This is a genomic window from Dietzia sp. 111N12-1 (assembly GCF_001658045.1).
Classification (GTDB): Bacteria; Actinomycetota; Actinomycetes; order Mycobacteriales; family Mycobacteriaceae; genus Dietzia; species Dietzia kunjamensis.
Genome location: NZ_LSSV01000060.1, coordinates 146,666 through 164,776 on the forward strand (window position 1 = coordinate 146,666; position 18,111 = coordinate 164,776).

Below are 18,111 nucleotides of genomic sequence, written 5' to 3' on the forward strand. Positions count from 1 at the left end.
CGGGCGGGGCGATCAGCCCCGCCGCCATGCCCGGCGGGAGGAGGTCTCGCGGTGAGCACCCCGAGCATCCCGGAGGCGATGCGCGCGCAGGATCGCCGTCGATTCCTCCCGCCGGAGGTCGTGGCCGACTACGAACTCGACGCCCCGCTACCGATCGGGTTCGGGCAGACCAACTCACAGCCGTCGACGGTCGCGGCGATGCTCTCGCTCCTCGAGCCGTTCCCCGGGATGCGGGTGCTCGACGTGGGCTCGGGCAGCGGGTGGACCTCGGCGATCCTCGGCGAACTCGGGGGGACCGATTCCTCCGTGTCCGCCGTCGAACTCGTCCCCGAGCTGGTCGAACGCTCCCGGGCGGCGATACGACAACCCTGGGTACGTGTCCACCCCGCCGAGCCCGGGACGCTGGGCCTCCCCTCCCTCGCCCCGTTCGACCGCATCCTCGTCTCCGCGATGGCCGACGACCTCCCCTCGGAGCTCGTCGACCAGCTCACCGTGGACGGCGTCATGGTGGCGCCCTGGGCCGGGGCGATGCACCGCGTACGCCGGACCGATGACGGCATCGACGTGACCGAGCACGGCGGGTACCGGTTCGTCCCCCTGCTCCACACCCGATTCTGACCCCGTGACCCCGGCCACTATCCTGGGGGAAGTTTGTCCACCTCCAGAACCAGGAGCCCCTGATGGCCGACTTCCTCTACGAGGACCTTCTTCCCGTCGGGGAGGACACCACCGAATACCGCCTCCTCACCACCGAGGGCGTGTCGACGGTCGAGGGCCCCGACGGGATGACGTTCCTGCGGGTGGACCCCGAGGCCATCCGTCTGCTCACCGAGACGGCGATGCACGACATCTCCCACTACCTCCGTAGTGACCACCTGGCCCAGGTCGCCAAGATCCTCGACGACCCCGAGGCCAGCGACAACGACAAGTTCGTCGCCCTGGACCTGCTCAAGAACGCCAACATCGCCGCGGGCGGCGTGCTCCCGATGTGCCAGGACACCGGTACGGCCATCGTCAAGGGCGAGCGCGGCCAGCACGTGCTCACGCCCGGTCCGGACGAGCAGGCCGTCGCCCGCGGCGTGTACGACGCCTTCACCCGGCTCAACCTGCGCTACTCGCAGAACGCCCCCCTCACCATGTGGGACGAGAAGAACACCGGGTCCAACCTGCCCGCGCAGATCGAGATCGGCGCCAACACCACCCCGGGCGGCGAGAACGCCTACAAGTTCCTCTTCATGGCGAAGGGTGGCGGGTCGGCCAACAAGTCGTTCCTATACCAGGAGACCAAGGCGATCCTGAACCCCGACCGGATGATGCAGTTCATCGAGGAAAAGATCCGCTCGCTCGGGACGGCCGCCTGCCCGCCGTACCACCTGGCGATCGTCGTGGGCGGTACCTCGGCGGAGTTCGCGCTGAAGACCGCCAAGCTCGCCTCGGCGCACTACCTGGACGAGCTCCCCCGCGAGGGCGCGATGACCGGGCGTGGCTTCCGCGACGTCGAGCTCGAGGAGAAGGTCTTCGAGCTCACCCAGCAGATCGGGATCGGCGCGCAGTTCGGCGGCAAGTACTTCTGCCACGACGTCCGCGTCGTCCGCCTGCCCCGCCACGGCGCCTCGCTGCCCGTCGCGATCGCGGTGTCCTGCTCGGCGGACCGTCAGGCCAGGGCCAAGATCACCCCGGAGGGCGTGTTCCTCGAGCAGCTCGAGTTCGAGCCGGGCCGGTTCCTGCCCGCCACCACGGACGCGGAGCTCGACGCCGCAACCGACGGCATCTCCGGCACCGGCAAGGGCGCCGCGGTGCGGATCGACCTCAACAAACCGATGCCGGAGATCCTCGCCGAGCTGAGCAGGCATCCGGTCAAGACCCGCCTGTCCCTGACCGGCCCGCTGGTCGTGGCCCGCGACATCGCGCACTCCAAGATCAAGGAGCGGCTCGACGCCGGCGAGGAGATGCCGCAGTACCTCAAGGACCACCCCGTCTACTACGCCGGCCCGGCCAAGACGCCGGAGGGCATGCCGTCGGGATCGTTCGGGCCCACCACCGCCGGCCGCATGGACTCCTACGTCGAGCAGTTCCAGGCGGCGGGCGGATCCATGGTGATGCTCGCCAAGGGCAACCGCTCCAAGCAGGTCACCGACGCGTGCGCGGCCCACGGCGGGTTCTACCTGGGCTCGATCGGCGGTCCGGCCGCGCGCCTGGCGCAGGACTGCATCAAGCACGTGGAGATCCTCGAGTACGAGGAGCTCGGGATGGAGGCGGTGTGGAAGATCGACGTCGAGGACTTCCCCGCCTTCATCGTGGTGGACGACAAGGGCGAGGACTTCTTCGCCCACACCGGCGAGGTCACGCTGACGATCGGCAAGCGCCCCGGCCTCTGACCCGCCCTCGTTCCCGCGTTCCCGCAGATCCGCTACTCGTTTTCCGGATCCGCTACTCCATATCGAGTAGCGGATCCGGAATGCGAATAGCGGATTTCGTAGGGCCGACGAGTGGGAGTCCGAGTCAGGCGTCGGTGCCCGCAGCCGCCGCCTCGATGGCCGACACGTCCAGCTTCACCATGTCCATCATCACCGCGAACGCGCGCGCCGCCGACTCCCGGTCCTCGCCGCGCCACAGATCGTAGAGGGACTGCGGCGCGACCTGCCACCGCACTCCGAAGCGGTCGATCAGCCACCCGCACTGCACCTCACGGCCCCCTCCCGCGAGCAGACCGTTCCAGTAGTGGTCGATCTCCGCCTGGTCGGCGCACCGGATCTCCAGGGAGATCGCGTCGGTGTACTCGGGGTCCGAGCCTCCGTTGAGCGCGATGAAGGGCCGCCCGTCGAGCTCGAACTCCACGGTGAGCAGGTCCCCCGCCTTCGGTCCCGGGGTGTCGACGGGGCTGGTGTCCACGGCGACCACGCGCGAGTCGGGGAAGACCGAGCAGTAGAACTCGGCGGCCTCCTCCGCCTGGGTGGCGAACCACAGACACGTGGTCATCACGGCCATCGCGGCCTCCTCCCGGGGCTCGCCCGGTCGGGCGGGTCGCCCGCTCCCAGTCTCCACGGCCCGGCGCCCCCCGGAAAGGACTCGGGCATCACGGTTCGGCATCGGCGGCGGCGGTGGGCGGGGTGGGCCCGGTGGGCGGGCGGCTAGGATCTCCGGCATGGACAGGATCACGCGTGTCCTCGCCCCCCTCGCTCTCGCCGTCGCCCTCGGTACCGGCCTGGTCGCCTGTTCCGCCGACGACGGTGGCGGCGCCGGTGAGTCCGCCGCACCGGTGTCCTCGACGGAGACGGCGACGACGACGAGGTCGACCCCCGTCCCGGGGCCCGCGGACTCGGGCGTCGACATCCCGGTGGCCGTTGCGGACCGCTGGAACGAGCTCGGCGGCGAGCAGAGCGATCTCGGCCGGGTGACGGGGCCGCCGACGGCTGTGGAGGGCGGCTCGGTCACCGACTTCGAGCGGGGGGCGATCGTGCTCACACCGTCCGGGAACGCGTTCGTGGTCCAGGGCGAGATCCTCGCCGCCTATCGCGAGGCGGGCGGCCCCGCCGGTGAGCTGGGCTTCCCCGTCTCGGACGAGACGACGACCGACGGCGGGTGGATCTCGGCGTTCGAGAACGGCACGATCGCGTTCCTGGACGGTCGGCCGGTCGTCGAGGTGCGGTGACGACCACCGCGCCGGGCGAGTAGCACCGTTGGAGACCGTCGCGATCTACCTCGTCGTGGTGTTCGGGTGCGGGTTCGTCGCCCGGATGATGCGCCTGCCCACCCTCATCGGCTATCTGGCCTCGGGGTTCATCCTCCACGCGCCCGGCATCGAGGCCCTGCCCGTGGTGGACTCACTCGCCGACCTCGGCGTGACGATCCTGCTCTTCACCATCGGGCTCAAACTGGACGTGCGGATGCTCCTGCGCCGTGAGGTCCTGGCCACGACGGCCGCCAACCTCCTGGCGGTCGCGGGATTGACCGCCGGCTTCCTGGGGATGCTGTCCATCATCGGGGTGCGGTTGCTAGCCGGGGCGGACTGGCAGGTGGTGGCCCTGCTGGGCTTCGCGCTGTCGTTCTCCAGCACCGTCTTCGTCGTCCAGGTGCTCGACGTGCGGTCCGACTCCCACACCCTCTACGGTCGGGTCGCGATCGGCATCCTCGTCCTGCAGGACGTGGTGGCGGTCGCGTTCCTCACGGCGATGACGGGCGCCCCGCCGAGCCCGTGGGCGTTGGCGTTGCCACTGTTGCTCCCCGCGGTGTGGCTCGTCCGCCGGGCCTGGAGCAGGCTGGGTCACGGCGAACTGCAGGCGTTGTTCGGGATCACCATGGCGCTGGTGCCGGGGTACTGGTTGTTCGAGAGCGTCGGCATCAAGGGTGACTTCGGGGCGATGGTGGTGGGAGTCCTCCTCGCCTCGCACCCGCGTGCCGCCGAGTTGTCCCGGACCCTCTTCGGTCTGCGTGAACTCCTGCTCGTGGGTTTCTTCGTCTCGATCGGCCTCCACGTCACGCCCACCCCGGAGACCCTGTTGCTGGGCCTCCTGCTCGTGGTGTTGCTCCCCCTGGAGGCCGCCGTGTTCACCCTCGTGCTGGCAGCGTTCGGGCTGCGCAAACGGACCTCGATCCTGGCGGGCCTCGCGCTGGCCAACTTCTCGGAGTTCGGGCTCATCGTCACCGCGACCGGGGTCGATGCGGGTCTCGTCGAGCAGGACTGGCTCGTGGTGGTGTCGGTCGCGGTCGCCGCGAGCTTCGTGATCTCGACACTGGTCAACCACCGCGGGACGCGGCTCGTGGCGCGGTTGTCCTCGCTCGTACCCACCCTGCGGGACGAGCGCACCCACCCGGAGGACGCCCCGCTCGACATCGGTCACGCCCGGGTGCTGGTCCTGGGGGTGGGCCGGGTGGGCCGCGCGGTGCGGGACCGTCTGACCGAGGAGTACGGTCTGACGGTCGTCGGGGTGGAGAACGACCCCGTGAAGGTCGCCAGGCTCCGCGAGCAGGATGTGCACGTGATCGAGGCCGACGCGACCGACGACGACTTCTGGGACCGCTGTGTGAACGACGAGAAGGTGGACATCATCGTGCTGGCCATGCCGTTCCACGGCTCGAACCTCATCGCCCTCGAGCAGGTGGACACGCGGGATTTCGAGGGCGCCGTCGCGGTGGTCGCCCAGTACGACGACGAGAGGGACGAACTCATCGCTCGGGGAGCCGACGTGGCCTTCCACATCTTCGAGGGCACCGGGGTCGGCCTGGCGGACAGTGCCGCCGAGGCCGCGGGGGTGCGTGAATGAGGTCTGCCGGCCGACGACCCTCCGCCGCGCCCCCCACACCACCCACCGCACCGCCGATCCCCACACCCACACCCACCGCGTCGGTGCCCGCCACGATGCTCCTCGCACTCGCGCTCACCGGGGCGATCGGGCCGTTCGCGACCGACACCTATTTGCCCGCGCTGCCGCTGATCGTCGAGGAGTTCCGGATCACGGCCTCCACCGCCCAGCTCACCCTCACGGCGTTCATGGTCTCGCTGGCGGCGGGGCAGCTCGTGATCGGGCCCCTCTCCGACCGGGTGGGGCGGCGGACGCTGCTCGTCCTGGGCTCGGTGGGCACCGCACTCGCGGCAGTGGTGTGCGCGCTGGCCCCGTCCATCTGGATCCTGGTGCTCGGACGCGTCGCGCAGGGCTTCGCCGGTGCGGCCGGGATCGTCCTGAGCAAGGCCGTCGTGGTGGACGTCGGGCGCGGTGCGGGCGTGGCCAAGGCGTTCGCCACCCTCATGGCGATCCAGTCCGTCGCCCCGGTCATCGCACCGCTCATCGGCGGCGCGGTCGTGCCGTTCGGCGGCTGGCGGAGCGTGTTCTGGCTACTGGCCGGCCTGTCCGCCATCACGGTCGTCGGGGTCCTCGTCGCCGTGCCGGAGTCGCTCCCGGCCGCGTCCCGCCGTACCGGGAGCGTGCTGTCCACCGTGTCGGACATGCGGGGCGTCGCCACCCATGGCCCGTTCATCGCGCGCGTGTCGGTGTTCGTGTTCACCTTCGGCGTCCTGTTCGCCTACATCTCCGCCAGCCCGTTCATCTACCAGGACATGGTGGGCCTGTCCCCCACCGCGTACTCGGTGGCGTTCACCGTCAACGCGCTGGGGATCCTGGTCTCGAACCTCGCGGGCGCCCGGCTGATCGGCCGGTTCGCCCCGGAGAAGATCATGCGCACCGGCGTGGTGGGCATGGTGACGGCGATCGTCCACCTCGTCGTCGTCGTCGCCCTCTCCCCCGCCGGCACCCTGGGGTTGGCACCGGTCACCGTGGGGTTCGTCCTGCTCACCCTGTCCGTCGGGTTGGTCCTGCCCAACGCCGCGGCACTGTCCATGCAGGCCACCCGGGGCCGCTCGGGCTCCGGATCGGCGCTCCTCGGCGCCGCCCAGTTCGGACTCGCCGCCGTGGTCTCCCCGCTCACCGGACTCGCCGGACCGCACTCGGTGATCCCGCTGCTCGTCGTGATGGGGGCGTGCGCCGTCCTGGTCGTCGCGGCGACGTGGGCGGTGATCAGCCGGCCAGTGCGCGCCACGTGAGCGCTGCGGCGAGCGCCCCGACGGCGTTGAACGCCCAGTGCAACCCGATCGGGGCCAGGAGGCTGCTGCTGCGGCGACGGATCCAGATGAACCCGGCCCCGGCCACCGAGGTCGCGGTCACCGCCAGGCCGATCCCCGCGAGCTGACCCGCCAGACCGGTACCGAAGACCTGTGCGAGGCCGGCGTTGCCGGCCGTGAGCCCGAGAGACGACGTGACGTGCCACAGTCCGAACGCCGATGACCCGATCACGAACACGCCCGTGGTGCCGAAGGTCCGCTCGAGCGCCCCCTGCAGGACCCCGCGGAACGCGAGCTCCTCGGGCAGGACCGTCATCAGGGGGATCAGCACGAGCGCCGAGAACACCGCCATGCGCAGGTCCGAGTAGCGCTCGGACAGGAAGAACGGGCTCGTCGCCGGGATCAGGCACCCGGCCGTGACCACGGCCGCCACCAGCACCGTCGCCGCGAGACCGTACGCCAGCCCGCGGGGCATGTGCCGCGCCGCCAGCCCCAGGTCCGACCACCGCATCCACCGCGCCTTGGCGACCACGACCAGCACGAGAACGGCCAGCGGCACGATCCACTCGCGGAAGGGCAGACCCGCCAGGTTGGCGGTGAGATTGATGGCGACCAGCGTGGCCAGGACCGCGGCGACGCCCGCCACCCCGCGCACACGGGAGCGGCCGGACAGGGACGTCGACGTCGTGGTCATCAGTCGCGACGATACCGCGCGGCCCGTCCGTACCAGGGGTATGGTGACACGGACGACCACGTCACGTGACGGGGTGTCCACCATGGCAACGGTGACGACGACCGCGTCCCGCGCCCTGACCGGCGCCCGCCGCAGGGTGGGCCTAGTGGTCCATTCCCGGGTGGCGGGTGACGACGCCGACGCGAGACGCCAGCAGATCTGGCACTCCGAGGGCGAACGCTGGAACTCCCCCGACGACGCCATCTGCCGCGTCAACGGAGACGCCTCCATGTTCGCCGGCGGACTCACCGCACTCCTCCCACAGTCCCTGCACCCGCTGGCCATGGCCGGGGTGGCCGACCACAGCGACTACCGCGGCGACCCGTGGGGGCGCCTCCAGCGCACCTCGCAGTTCATCGCCACCACGACCTTCGGCACGATCACCGACGCCTCCCGGCTCATCCGGGAGATCAACGGTGCGCACCGCGCGGTATTGGGCACCGACTACCGGGGGCGCCCCTACGACGCCCGCGACCCCCACCTCCTGCGCTGGGTCCACGTCGCCGAGATCTGGAGCTTCCTCGAATGCCACCGCCTCTACTGGCGCGAGCCGCTGACGCCGGCCGAACGAGACGACTACGTACGACAGGCCTCGAGAACCGGGCTCATGATGGGCGCCGGGGAGGTGCCCCTCACCGTGCGCGACCTCGACGCGGCGTTGGAGGAGTACCGGCCGGAGCTCGAGGCCTCGCCCGCCGCGCTCGACGCGCGCCACTTCCTGCTCGACGGACCACCGATGGGACTGACCGACAGGCCCGCCTACGCGCTGCTGCGGGAGGGAGCCGTCGCGGCGCTGCCGGGGTGGGCCCGGACGATGCTCGAACTCCCCGACGGGCCGCTCGGATCCAGCGGACTCGGACGGGCATTGGGACGCGCCGGTGTCTCCTCACTGCGCTGGGTCCTCGACGCGACCGAGTGACGCGGCGCTACCCTGTGACGATCCGACCCTCCGGGGTCGGCCCTGTCGTCCGCGGGTTCCCCCCGCCCGTTGAGAAGTGAGGTCTGTGATGGCCGGTGGACTCGCCGCCCTGCTCGATGACGTCGCGGTGCTCGCGCGCATGGCAGCGGCCAGTACCGACGACGTCGCCGCCGCCGCAGGCCGCGCCGGCGTGAAGGCCGCCGGCGTGGTGGTCGACGACACCGCCGTGACCCCCCAGTACGTCCGCGACGTCGACCCGTCCCGCGAACTGCCCATGATCCGCAAGATCGCCATCGGGTCACTGGGCAACAAGGCGATCATCATCGTCTTCGCACTCCTGCTCAGCCAGTTCGTGCCGTGGATCCTCACCCCGATCCTCATGCTGGGCGGGCTCTACCTCTGCTTCGAGGGGGCGGAGAAGGTTTGGGAGCGGGTCTCCGGACACCACGAGGAGGCCGCCCCCGTCGTGGACCGGGGCCCGGACGCCGAGGCGAAGATGGTCCGCGGCGCCGTGACCACCGACTTCATCCTCAGCGCCGAGATCATGGTGATCTCCCTCAACGAGGTCGCGTCGGAGTCCTTCTGGTCCCGGGCGATCATCCTGGTCGTCGTGGGGCTGGGCATCACCGCGCTCGTCTACGGCGTCGTCGCGGTGATCGTGAAGATGGACGACGTCGGCCTCCACCTGGCGGGGAGGGAGTCCCCGGGTGTGCAGCGGTTCGGCCACGGCCTGGTCAAGGCCATGCCGACGGTGCTCGAGGTGATCTCCTTCGTCGGCATGCTGGCCATGCTGTGGGTCGGTGGCCACATCCTCCTCGTGGGGCTCGACGAACTCGGCGTGACGGGGCCGTACCACCTCGTACACGTCCTGACCGAGCCCGCGGCGGGCGTCGCGGGCGTCGGCGCGGTACTCGCCTGGCTCGTCGACACGGCGTGCGCACTGGTCTTCGGCCTCGCGGTGGGCGCGGTGGTCGTGGCGATCATGCACCTGATCCCGCGACGGAGCTCCGGGTCGCACGCCGGGGCGGACGCCGACTCCGACGCCGGGTCCGGCACCGACGCCGGGGGCGCGCGCGGTGACCACGGCGGGGCGACCCGAACGAGGACGGGAGAGGACACCGGCCACTGATGCTGTTCACGGTGGGGCACGGCAGGTTGGATCGCGACGAGCTGGCACGGTTGCTCACCGGCGCCGGCGTCGAACTCCTCGTGGACATCCGGCGCTTTCCCGGGAGCCGCGCGAACTCCGCCGCTGCCAAGGGCGCGGTGCCCGAGATCGTCGGCGAGGCGGGGATCGACTACCGCTGGGAAGAGGACCTCGGCGGCCGCCGCAGCCTCACCGCCGACCGGCGCCGGGCCTCCCCCGACACCTGGTGGCGGGTCGAGGCGTTCCGCGCCTACAGCGCCTGGACCCGGGACCCTGCATTCCGCGCCGCCCTGGATCGGGTCGTGGCCGACGCCCGATCGCGACAGGTCGCGGTCATGTGCTCGGAGTCGGTGTGGTGGCGCTGCCATCGTCGGATCGTCGCCGACGTCGTCGCCACGGTCCACGGTCTGCCCGTGGGGCACCTGATGCACACCGGAAAGATCACCGAGCACAGTCCGAGCGAGGGCCTGCGGCTCGACGAGCACGGCGAACCGGTCTGGGATGGCTGACCCCGCGCGGCCGGCGTCACCGATGGCCTAGTCTCGCGCCATGTATCCCGCCTCGACGCCCGCCGCCAACCTGACCCCCGTCGCCGCCCTGCTGGGCACCTGGCGAGGCGAGGGGGCCGGTTCGTACCCGACGATCGACGACTTCACCTACACCGAGGAGATCACGTTCACCGACGTGGGCAAGCCCTTCCTGCACTACGTGCAGCGCACGTGGAGCCCCACCGGATCCCCCATGCACACCGAGACCGGATACCTCCGGGTCCCGGGTGACGGTACGGCCGAGTTCGTCCTGTCCCAACCCACCGGGCAGACCGAACTCTGCGAGGGAACGCTCGCCGCCGAGGCGGACGCCCTGGTGCTGGAGTTCCGCTCACGCGTGCACAACAGTGCGAGCGCCAAGCAGGTCGACACCACGCACCGCCGCTACGAGACCGTCGACGACCGGATCACCACCACGTTCGCCATGGCAGCGGTCGGCCAGCCCCTCACCCACCACCTGCGTTCCGAGCTGCGCAGGGCCTAGACCGCAGCACAGGGCCGGTCGGTCACGAGGAACGACGAACTGATCCGGGCGCTGCGCGACCACCGACCGCCGGGGCCAGCCGCGAGCGTCAGCGCGCGGCGCGGTCGCGCAGAACCAGCCGTGACAGCCCATCCAGCGCGAATCCGAGGATGCCGATCACGAGGATCACCGCCATGACCTGGTCGTAGGCCAACTGGTCGCGGGCGTTGAGGATCTGATAACCCAGGCCGGACCGCACACCGAGCATCTCCGCGGGCACCAACACGATCCAGGCCGTCCCGAGCGCGAGGCGGATGCCGCCCAGGATCGCCGGCCGGACCGCGGGGATGACGACCCGGGTCAGGCGCTCCCAGCCGCTGGCGCCCATGGTCCGGGCCACGTCGAGGTACCCGGGATCCATCGCGTTGACGCCTGCCGAGGTCGAGAGCATGATCGGCCACACCGCCGCGGCGGTGACGAGGAAGATCACGGGCTCGTTGCCGATCCCGAACACCGCGATGGCCACCGGTGCCCAGGACAACGGTGAGATCATCCGCAGGAACTGCACGAGCGGACCCGCGACCGCCTCCGCGGTCCGCCGCAGTCCCAGCCAGAGCCCCAGCGGCACCCCGAGAAACGCGGCGACGGCGAGTCCCGCGACGAGTCGGTACAGACTGACCGCCGCGTCGGACAGCAGCACTCCCCTGTCGAGCAGGTCGCCGAAGCCAGACCACGTCTCGACGGGCGACATCCCGCCGATCACCGGGTCGTCGGTGACGAGCCCGGAGGTGAGCAGGGCCCACACGCCCAGGCCGATGAGCAACCCCAGTAGCCCCGCGGCCCAGCGTGTGAGCAGACCCGACGGCCCGGCCCCGACGGCCCGGCGGCCCCGGCGGCCCCGGCGGGAGCCGGGCGCGGGCGGGTCGGCGACCATCGCGTCCGCTGGCACGGTGTCGGTGGCCGGGTCCGGGGTCGAATCGGTGCGCGTCATCTAGATCAGCCGTTCGTGTCGGGTCAGTGAGGCGGGGAGGCCGAGCACCGCGGGGCCGCCGTGGCGGGCGATGGCGGCGCGGACGAACCGGTCGTCGACGAGTTCGTCGTGGACACCCGAGGGATCGAGACCGTCGAGGAAGCGGGTCTCCCCGTCGACGACCGTCGTCCGCATCTGGCGGACGAGCTCGGAGGTGAAGCTCGGGAACGGGTACGGGTGGAAGTCGATCCGGTGACGCGCGGGGCCGCCGTCGGGGTCCGGCACGGTCCCTGCCATGGCGACCTCGACCGCCTTCGGAGGCTGCGGGAGGTATCCCTTCCCGGACAGGATGGCCGCCGCCTCGCTGCGGTCCGCCCTGATACCGAGCTGGGCGGCGACGGCGGCGTCGACCAGCGCCTGCACGGTGTCGGGGCGGGTGTCGATCAGGTCCCGGTGGACGACGGTGACGCAGCACGCGTGATCCCGCCACACCTGGTCGAGGAGCATGTGCAGGGAGCCCACACCCTGGGCGACCGCGCCGGCGTTGAACGGGTCCGCGACCGTGAACGCGGAGATCGACCCGGTGGCCAGGGCAGGGATCATGTCCGAGGGCCCCATCACCACGAGTTCGACGGTCCCCTCGGACCGGCTCGGGGCGCGACGCGCCACCGGGGTGAGGCCGTTTGCGCGTAGTACCCGCTGGAGCAGGATGTTGTGGATCGACCACCATCCCGGGATCGCCACCTGCGTGCCCGCGAGCTGGGCGACATCCGTCACGTGCGGTGCCACCGTGATGGCGCCTCCACCCGTGTGGTTCCAGCCCACCACCCTGACGTCGGCTCCGACGACATACCGGAGTTGGATCGCGGACGGCATGAGCAGGTGGATGAGGTCCACCTGCCGGGTGAGGAACGCCTCCATGAGCGAAGACCAGGAGCGGAAGATCACCGGCCGCCCGACGGTGAGTCTCTGCTGCTCGAAGTAGCCGTCTCCGTGAGCCACCAACAACGGGGCCGCATCGGTGATGGGGAGGTAGCCGATGCGGAGATCATCGGTGGCCACCCCCCTCGGGGCGGTGGCCGTCGTGACCAGGTTGCCGAGGGCCGCGGCGCCTCCGACCGCACCTGCGCCCACGGCGAGGGCGCCCCCGGCCCTGAGCAGCGCGCGCCGGTCGAGGAGGGGGCCGCGGGCCCCGGGTTCGACTCTCATCGCCGGGTCAGGCCGTCCGGTAGGCGGCGAGAATGCTGTCGCGAAAGGCCGGGTCGGATTCCGTGGAGCCGTGGGACGGGTTCGTCCACTCCTGCTGGACACGACCCGACGATCCCAACAGTGCGATGCGGGACCCCACGACGAGCGCCTCGTCCACGTCGTGCGTGACCATCACCGTGGTCACCCCGAGGTCCGCGGTCGCCCCGACCAGCCACCGTTGCGAGTCCGCCCGCGTGACGGGGTCGAGCGCGCTGAACGGCTCGTCGAGCAACAGGATCTCGGGACGGGTCGCCGCCGCACGGACGACGGCCACGCGCTGCGCCTGGCCGCCCGAGATCTGGTCCGGACGGGAGTCGGCCAACTCGGCGATCCCGAAATGCTCGAGCAGACCGTCGACGTGGGCGGGATCGACACGGCCGCGCAGGGCCCGGAACCGCCCACCCAACGCCACGTTCTCACGGACCGACAGCCACGGATACAACAGCGGCTTCTGGAAGACGACCGCGTACGGGTGCGCCCGGTCGTCCCCGGTGTCCGTCGAGCCCACCCGCAGTTCGCCCGCGGCGGGCTCCTCGAGGCCCGCGAGCAGCCTCAGCAGAGTGGACTTGCCGGCCCCGGACGGCCCCAGGAGGACCAGTGACTCACCGGCCCGGACACTGAGCTCGAGGTCGTCGAACAGCACCCTCCCGCCGGGCAGCCGGTGCTGCAGGCCCGACACGCTCACCGCGACGGGCCTGGTCAGGACGCCGGCTGTCACGCGGGCACCCCGAGTCGGTCGAGCTCCCACCGCAGCTGGGACTGCGAGGGTGACTGCACAGGCAGGAACGCCGCCTCCCGCATGCGGCGGTTGGCCGGCGCGGCCTGGGCGTAGCCCATGCCGCCGCAGAGGACGGCCTCGAGCCGGGTCGCCGCCGGCGCGATCTCCGCGCCGTCGAGGCGCAGCAGGAGCAGATCGCCCAGCGTGGCCTCGGTCGGCGTCGCCCCCAGGCGGTGCAGCTCGGCGTGCATGTGCTCGTGCCGAGCCGCCAGCTCGCCGTGCTCGTCGGAGTAGAAGGCGCCGAGGCCCTCGAGCCGGCCCTCTGCCTCGGTCAGGGACCGTGCGGCGACGCCCGAGCAGAACGCCGCCTGCAGGACGAGGAACTGGGGACGCACGCCGGACAGGAAGTCCGCGAGGTCCTCCCCCAGCACCTGTTCATCCGGGACCACCACGCCGTCGAGGCCGATCATGGTGGAGGCCGTCGCGTTGAGTGCGAGCAGGTCGGGGGCGCTGCGGATCTCGACGCCGGGCGCAGACGCCTCGAAGGTGAGGACCAGGCTTCGCCCGTCCTCGGTGTTGGCGGCGAGCACGATGGTGCTGTCCGGGTACACGTTGGAGGCCCACGCGATCGGTCCGTCGATCTTGTACCCGCCCGACACCGGCGTGGCGGTGATCGGGACCTTCCCCAGTCCGACGACCTGCCGCTGGGCGGCGGCCATGCCCGTGACACCGGGGCGGCTGCCGTCCGCGACGGCCCGGTAGGTCCGGCTCGCGGCATCGGAACGGTCCGCCGCGTGGCGGAGGTATGCGGCGGTCATACGCTGCGCCCAAGCGGCGAACGCAACCGCCAGGCTCTCCGTGGCCACGGCCTCGATGATCGTGGCGGCGACGGCGACGGGGGTGCGGTCGACGTCGAAGAGGCCGAGCCCGGCGAGGGCGCCGATGTCGTCCCGCAGGTCCGCCTCGTCGCGGTCCAGGGCGGAGGCCCGCGCAGCGACCGAGTCGATCACCGCGACGAGCTCCGCCACGTCGACGTCACCGAGTGCGCCGGCAGTGAGCCGGGCTCGGGGCGTACCGAGAACGGAGGCTTGCGTCGCGGCGGTGCTCACGACAGCTCGTGCAGGCGAGAGATGGGGGTGGACACGATCTCACGCGCGCGGACGACGGCGTCGGTGTCCGGAGCGTTGTAGAAGCACAGGCACTTGTCCGTGTCCTCACGCACGTAGGTGCGCAGGAAGGAGACCTCGGGGATCTCGGCGTACTTCGGGGACTTCTCCTTCTTCCGCGTGAGGTAGGTGTCCATGTCGATCTCCGCCGGGATGTCCCACTCGACCAGGTAGCCTGCGTCGGGTCGCGCGGCCTTGATGGTCTCGAGGTCGGTGCCGACCAGGCGGACCTGCGCGGGCGCGGTCACGTCGGCGGCTCCGATCGCTCCGGCGTCGAGGACGGGGGCGTCGATGTCACAGGCACCGTTCGGGCCGTCCGCGAGCTCGACGATCGTGAAGACGCGTGCGGCACCCTTGGTGACCTGGGTCTCGATGACCTCGGCGCCGCCCGCGGTCAGTGCGGTGGCGAGGGAGTCGACGAGACCGGAGGGGTCGGCCTGCTGCTCCGGTGACGGGGTGGTCTCGTAGAGGAAGAGGGTCATGAACAAGTCCTTTCCGGACGTCTCGTGATGGCTTGACGCTAGTAAGAACAGACCGTTCTGTCTATTCATTCCCGGGCTGGGCCCCCCTTTCCGGAGGGCGGCGCGGTGAACAGTGGGAGAATGGAAGCCGTCCGTTACCTCACCGGCACTACAGTCGTGTCATGCGCACTGTCTTCCATTCCAAGCTCGATGAATTCTCCGACCAGCTGGTTCGCTTCTGCGAGACCAACATCCGCCTGCTCGACCGCGCCACCGCGGCACTGCTCGACGGCGACGAACTCGCCGCCATCGAGGTGATCGACGGCGCCGCGGAACTGGAGGATCTCCGTGAGGCCAGTGAGCAGCACGCGTTCGAGCTCCTCCTGCTCGAGTCCCCGGTGGCCGGCGATTTACGTCAGGTGGTCTCGGGGATCTACATCGTCGAGCACTTCACCCGCATGGCCGCGCTGGCCGGCCACATCGCCCGGGTCGCCCGACGGCGCCACCCGCAGTCCGTGGTGCCCGCCCCGCTCGTCCCGCTCATCCGGGAACTGTCGCAGCACGACGGTCGGATGGCCCGCGAGCTCACCGCCCTGCTCGTCGAGAAGGATGCGGACAGGGCCCGCACCCTGGACGCCGAGGACGACGCCGTCGACCGCCTCCACGCGGACCTCATGAAGCAGATCTCCGCCGAGGACTGGCCGCACGGTTCGGTGGCGGCCGTGGACCTGGCCCTACTCGCCCGTTACTACGAGCGTTTCGGCGACCACACCGTGAGCATCGCCAACCGGGTCGTGTACCTGGCCACCGGCGAGCGCCCCGAGGGCGGGTCGCTGTCCCATCTCGATGACGGCACGGTTCTGGACTGAGTACTGCCGGACGATTCCGCGCGGCGATATCCTGGGTTCCCGCGACCCGATGAGGAGACCGCCATGTCCCGACCGGTCCATTTCGAGATCCACGCCTCCGACCCGGCCCGGGCCTGCACGTTCTACGGTGACGCGCTGGGCTGGACGTTCGAGGACTGGAGCGAGTACGCCGGGAGCCCCTACTTCGGGGTGACCACCGGACCCGAGGACGCCCCCGGCATCAACGGCGCGATCAAGCAGCGGACCGGCGATCCGCCCGCGGCCGGGGCGCCGGTCCGGGGCGCCGTGCTCACCGTGGGGTGCGAGGACTTCGATGCCACCGCCCGGATGATCCTGTCGGCCGGGGGCACCGTGGCGCTGGACAAGCACGCGCTCCCGGGAATGGCCTGGCAGGGCTACTTCCTCGACACCGAGGGCAATGTGTTCGGGTTACACCAGCCTGACCCGGAGGCCGGTAGACACCCGGTCGCGGGAGAACCGCGGCCGGGTGTCGTCGTGCCATCCGGGGTCAGCGGCAGATCGCCCCGGTGGACGCCGACTGCACCAACTTGGAGTACTTGGCCAGGACACCGCGGGTGTAGCGGGGAGGGAGCGGCTCCCAGCCCTCACGCCTGGTCTGTAGCTCCGACTCGTCCACGAGCAGCTCCAGGGTGCCCTGCGAGACGTCGAGCCGAATCCGGTCGCCGTCCCGCACCAGGGCGATCGGCCCGCCGTCCACGGCCTCGGGCGCGATATGGCCCACGCACAGTCCGGTGGTTCCGCCGGAGAACCGGCCGTCGGTCATGAGCAGGACGTCCTTGCCCAGGCCCGCGCCCTTGATCGCACCGGTGATGGCGAGCATCTCACGCATACCGGGCCCGCCCTTGGGACCCTCGTAGCGGATCACGACGACATCGCCCGCCGTGATGGTCCCGTCCTCGAGAGCATCCATGGCAGCGCGTTCGCGCTCGAAGACGCGCGCGGTGCCCTCGAAGACGTCGGAGTCGAAACCGGCGGACTTGACCACCGCACCCTCGGGGGCGAGCGACCCGCGCAGGATCGTGATCCCGCCGGTCGGGTGGATCGGCTCGGACATAGCTCGGAGCACCTTGCCGTCCGGGTCCGGCGGAGCGATGTCGGCGAGATTCTCGGCCACGGTGCGGCCGGTGACGGTGAGGCAGTCACCGTGGAGCAGCCCGGCGTCCAGCAGCGCCCGCATGACCACGGGGACGCCACCGATCTTGTCCACGTCGGTCATGACGTGGGCACCGAACGGCTTGACGTCGGCCAGATGCGGCACCGTGGCGCCGATGCGAGCGAAGTCGTCGAGGGTCAGTTCGACCTCGGCCTCGCTGGCGATCGCGAGCAGGTGTAGGACCGCGTTGGTGGACCCACCGAAGGCCATGACGACGGCGATCGCGTTCTCGAACGCCTCCTTGGTCATGATGTCGCGCGCGGTGATGCCCTGCCGCAGCAGTTCGACCACGGCCTCGCCGCTCGCCTTGGCGTAGTCGTCGCGCCGGCGGTCCGGGGCCGGCGGCGACGCGCTACCCGGCAGGGACATACCCAGCGCCTCGGCGGCGCTCGCCATCGTGTTGGCGGTGTACATACCGCCGCACGCGCCCTCGCCCGGGCAGATGGACCGCTCGATCGTGTCGACGTCCTCCCGGCTCATGAGACCGCGCGAGCAGGCCCCGACGGCCTCGAAGGCGTCGATGATCGTGACCTGCTTCTCCGTTCCGTCGGAGAGCTTGGCGAAGCCGGGAAGGGTGGACCCGGCATAGAGAAACACGCTCGCCAGATCCAGCCGCGCAGCGGCCATGAGCATGCCGGGCAGGGACTTGTCGCAGCCGGCGAGCAGCACAGAGCCGTCGAGCCGCTCGGCGCTCATGACGGTCTCGACGCTGTCGGCGATCACCTCACGCGAGACCAGCGAGAAGTGCATCCCCTCGTGGCCCATCGAGATGCCGTCGGACACCGAGATGGTGCCGAACTCCAGCGGGTAACCGCCTCCGGCGTGAGTCCCGTCCTTGACGGCCTTGGCCAGCCGGTCGAGCGAGAGGTTGCACGGGGTGATCTCGTTCCACGAGGAGGCCACACCGATCTGCGGCTTGACCCAGTCGTCGTCGCCCATACCCACCGCGCGGAGCATCCCGCGGGCGGCGGTCTTCTCGAGCCCGTCGGTGACGTCGCGGCTTCGGGGCTTGATGTCGGCCTCGCGGCCGGTGGCCGCGTGTCCTGGGCGAGGCATGTCGGTTCCGGAGCTCATGCGCACAGCCTAGGCATTGTCGGCCCAGCTGCGCGGTCGGCCCCTCCGCCGCGGCCCGACAGACC

Annotated in this window: 18 protein-coding genes and 1 pseudogene; 11 read left to right on the plus strand and 8 right to left on the minus strand. The window is 70.9% G+C overall.

The features are described 5' to 3' along the window. Window positions 1–51: 51 nt before the first annotated feature. Together AYO52_RS13900 and AYO52_RS13905 are read left to right on the plus strand one after the other, a co-directional pair. Window positions 52–618: a protein-L-isoaspartate O-methyltransferase gene (locus AYO52_RS13900; protein ID WP_235027730.1), complete on the plus strand. Its 567-nt coding sequence runs from the start codon at window positions 52–54 to the stop codon at window positions 616–618. Window positions 619–680: 62 nt separating this feature from the next. Further along, window positions 681–2,378, plus strand: a complete 1,698-nt coding sequence (locus tag AYO52_RS13905) for a fumarate hydratase (protein WP_067718491.1) — start codon at window positions 681–683, stop codon at window positions 2,376–2,378. A 124-nt stretch (window positions 2,379–2,502) separates the two neighbouring features. On the opposite strand, the gene AYO52_RS13910 is transcribed toward AYO52_RS13905, so the two are convergent. Then, a complete protein-coding gene (locus tag AYO52_RS13910; protein WP_067718494.1) occupies window positions 2,503–2,988 on the minus strand; it encodes a VOC family protein in 486 nt (161 codons plus the stop codon). A 157-nt stretch (window positions 2,989–3,145) separates the two neighbouring features. Here AYO52_RS13910 and AYO52_RS13915 point away from each other — a divergent pair, with 157 nt between their 5' ends. The 3 genes from AYO52_RS13915 (at window position 3,146) to AYO52_RS13925 (ending at window position 6,538) form a co-directional block, all read left to right on the plus strand. Continuing rightward, window positions 3,146–3,652, plus strand: a complete 507-nt coding sequence (locus AYO52_RS13915; RefSeq protein WP_067718496.1) for an LGFP repeat-containing protein — start codon at window positions 3,146–3,148, stop codon at window positions 3,650–3,652. Window positions 3,653–3,680: 28 nt separating this feature from the next. After that, window positions 3,681–5,264 carry a cation:proton antiporter family protein gene (locus AYO52_RS13920; protein ID WP_067718499.1) on the plus strand — a complete coding sequence of 528 codons (1,584 nt, stop codon included), beginning with the start codon at window positions 3,681–3,683 and terminating at the stop codon, window positions 5,262–5,264. An 83-nt stretch (window positions 5,265–5,347) separates the two neighbouring features. Further along, the gene (locus tag AYO52_RS13925) at window positions 5,348–6,538 is read left to right on the plus strand and encodes a multidrug effflux MFS transporter (RefSeq protein ID WP_235027729.1); all 1,191 of its coding nucleotides are present in this window, start codon (window positions 5,348–5,350) and stop codon (window positions 6,536–6,538) included. Here the strand turns inward: AYO52_RS13925 and AYO52_RS13930 are convergent. Next, complete coding sequence (locus tag AYO52_RS13930; RefSeq protein WP_067718502.1) at window positions 6,513–7,250, minus strand: CPBP family intramembrane glutamic endopeptidase; 738 nt, start codon at window positions 7,248–7,250, stop codon at window positions 6,513–6,515. The two genes, AYO52_RS13925 and AYO52_RS13930, sit on opposite strands and share 26 nt — an antisense overlap. A gap of 82 nt (window positions 7,251–7,332) precedes the next feature. On the opposite strand from AYO52_RS13930, the gene AYO52_RS13935 reads away from it, so the two are divergent. The 4 genes from AYO52_RS13935 to AYO52_RS13950 all read left to right on the plus strand — a co-directional run bounded on the left by AYO52_RS13935 (window position 7,333) and on the right by AYO52_RS13950 (window position 10,387). Next, on the plus strand, window positions 7,333–8,208 hold the full coding sequence (locus tag AYO52_RS13935; RefSeq protein WP_067718623.1) for an oxygenase MpaB family protein: 876 nt from the start codon (window positions 7,333–7,335) through the stop codon (window positions 8,206–8,208). Window positions 8,209–8,296: 88 nt separating this feature from the next. Beyond that, window positions 8,297–9,337, plus strand: a complete 1,041-nt coding sequence (locus AYO52_RS13940; RefSeq protein WP_067718505.1) for a DUF808 domain-containing protein — start codon at window positions 8,297–8,299, stop codon at window positions 9,335–9,337. Beyond that, window positions 9,337–9,864, plus strand: coding sequence for a DUF488 family protein (locus AYO52_RS13945; RefSeq protein ID WP_067718508.1), 528 nt, complete (start codon window positions 9,337–9,339; stop codon window positions 9,862–9,864). Before AYO52_RS13940 ends, AYO52_RS13945 begins: the two co-directional genes overlap by 1 nt. Before the next feature lie 40 nt (window positions 9,865–9,904). Continuing rightward, the gene (locus AYO52_RS13950; RefSeq protein ID WP_067718510.1) at window positions 9,905–10,387 is read left to right on the plus strand and encodes an FABP family protein; all 483 of its coding nucleotides are present in this window, start codon (window positions 9,905–9,907) and stop codon (window positions 10,385–10,387) included. A gap of 88 nt (window positions 10,388–10,475) precedes the next feature. On the opposite strand, the gene AYO52_RS13955 is transcribed toward AYO52_RS13950, so the two are convergent. Genes AYO52_RS13955 through AYO52_RS13975 form a run of 5 tightly spaced genes read right to left on the minus strand, consistent with a single transcriptional unit; the run spans window position 10,476 to window position 14,950 of the window. Beyond that, window positions 10,476–11,300 carry an ABC transporter permease gene (locus AYO52_RS13955; protein WP_371517847.1) on the minus strand — a complete coding sequence of 275 codons (825 nt, stop codon included), beginning with the start codon at window positions 11,298–11,300 and terminating at the stop codon, window positions 10,476–10,478. A gap of 57 nt (window positions 11,301–11,357) precedes the next feature. Continuing rightward, window positions 11,358–12,545: an ABC transporter substrate-binding protein gene (locus AYO52_RS13960; RefSeq protein WP_067718513.1), complete on the minus strand. Its 1,188-nt coding sequence runs from the start codon at window positions 12,543–12,545 to the stop codon at window positions 11,358–11,360. Between the two features lie 7 nt (window positions 12,546–12,552). Further along, a complete protein-coding gene (locus AYO52_RS13965) occupies window positions 12,553–13,254 on the minus strand; it encodes an ABC transporter ATP-binding protein (protein ID WP_371517849.1) in 702 nt (233 codons plus the stop codon). 44 nt (window positions 13,255–13,298) lie between these two features. After that, complete coding sequence (locus AYO52_RS13970) at window positions 13,299–14,411, minus strand: acyl-CoA dehydrogenase family protein (RefSeq protein ID WP_082924027.1); 1,113 nt, start codon at window positions 14,409–14,411, stop codon at window positions 13,299–13,301. Continuing rightward, window positions 14,408–14,950, minus strand: a complete 543-nt coding sequence (locus AYO52_RS13975) for a DUF4242 domain-containing protein (RefSeq protein ID WP_067718516.1) — start codon at window positions 14,948–14,950, stop codon at window positions 14,408–14,410. Before AYO52_RS13975 ends, AYO52_RS13970 begins: the two co-directional genes overlap by 4 nt. Before the next feature lie 161 nt (window positions 14,951–15,111). On the opposite strand from AYO52_RS13975, the gene AYO52_RS13980 reads away from it, so the two are divergent. After that, complete coding sequence (locus tag AYO52_RS13980) at window positions 15,112–15,798, plus strand: PhoU domain-containing protein (protein WP_067718518.1); 687 nt, start codon at window positions 15,112–15,114, stop codon at window positions 15,796–15,798. A gap of 63 nt (window positions 15,799–15,861) precedes the next feature. Next, window positions 15,862–16,218: pseudogene (locus AYO52_RS18620) on the plus strand (VOC family protein); the annotation flags it as partial. A gap of 88 nt (window positions 16,219–16,306) precedes the next feature. Here the strand turns inward: AYO52_RS18620 and ilvD are convergent. Then, window positions 16,307–18,046: a dihydroxy-acid dehydratase gene (gene ilvD / locus AYO52_RS13990; protein WP_253702172.1), complete on the minus strand. Its 1,740-nt coding sequence runs from the start codon at window positions 18,044–18,046 to the stop codon at window positions 16,307–16,309. Window positions 18,047–18,111 lie beyond the last annotated feature (65 nt).

Bases quoted from the DNA above. Each gene is read 5' to 3' on its own strand.
- AYO52_RS13960 (WP_067718513.1), bottom strand. From the start codon at position 12,545: ATGAGAGTCGAACCCGGGGCCCGCGGCCCCCTCCTCGACCGGCGCGCG.
- AYO52_RS13950 (WP_067718510.1), top strand. From the start codon at position 9,905: ATGTATCCCGCCTCGACGCCCGCCGCCAACCTGACCCCCGTCGCCGCC.
- AYO52_RS13945 (WP_067718508.1), top strand. From the start codon at position 9,337: ATGCTGTTCACGGTGGGGCACGGCAGGTTGGATCGCGACGAGCTGGCA.
- AYO52_RS13930 (WP_067718502.1), bottom strand. From the start codon at position 7,250: ATGACCACGACGTCGACGTCCCTGTCCGGCCGCTCCCGTGTGCGCGGG.
- AYO52_RS13980 (WP_067718518.1), top strand. From the start codon at position 15,112: ATGCGCACTGTCTTCCATTCCAAGCTCGATGAATTCTCCGACCAGCTG.
- AYO52_RS13975 (WP_067718516.1), bottom strand. From the start codon at position 14,950: ATGACCCTCTTCCTCTACGAGACCACCCCGTCACCGGAGCAGCAGGCC.
- AYO52_RS13955 (WP_371517847.1), bottom strand. From the start codon at position 11,300: ATGGTCGCCGACCCGCCCGCGCCCGGCTCCCGCCGGGGCCGCCGGGGC.
- AYO52_RS13905 (WP_067718491.1), top strand. From the start codon at position 681: ATGGCCGACTTCCTCTACGAGGACCTTCTTCCCGTCGGGGAGGACACC.
- AYO52_RS13940 (WP_067718505.1), top strand. From the start codon at position 8,297: ATGGCCGGTGGACTCGCCGCCCTGCTCGATGACGTCGCGGTGCTCGCG.
- AYO52_RS13910 (WP_067718494.1), bottom strand. From the start codon at position 2,988: ATGGCCGTGATGACCACGTGTCTGTGGTTCGCCACCCAGGCGGAGGAG.
- ilvD (WP_253702172.1), bottom strand. From the start codon at position 18,046: ATGAGCTCCGGAACCGACATGCCTCGCCCAGGACACGCGGCCACCGGC.
- AYO52_RS13935 (WP_067718623.1), top strand. From the start codon at position 7,333: ATGGCAACGGTGACGACGACCGCGTCCCGCGCCCTGACCGGCGCCCGC.
- AYO52_RS13915 (WP_067718496.1), top strand. From the start codon at position 3,146: ATGGACAGGATCACGCGTGTCCTCGCCCCCCTCGCTCTCGCCGTCGCC.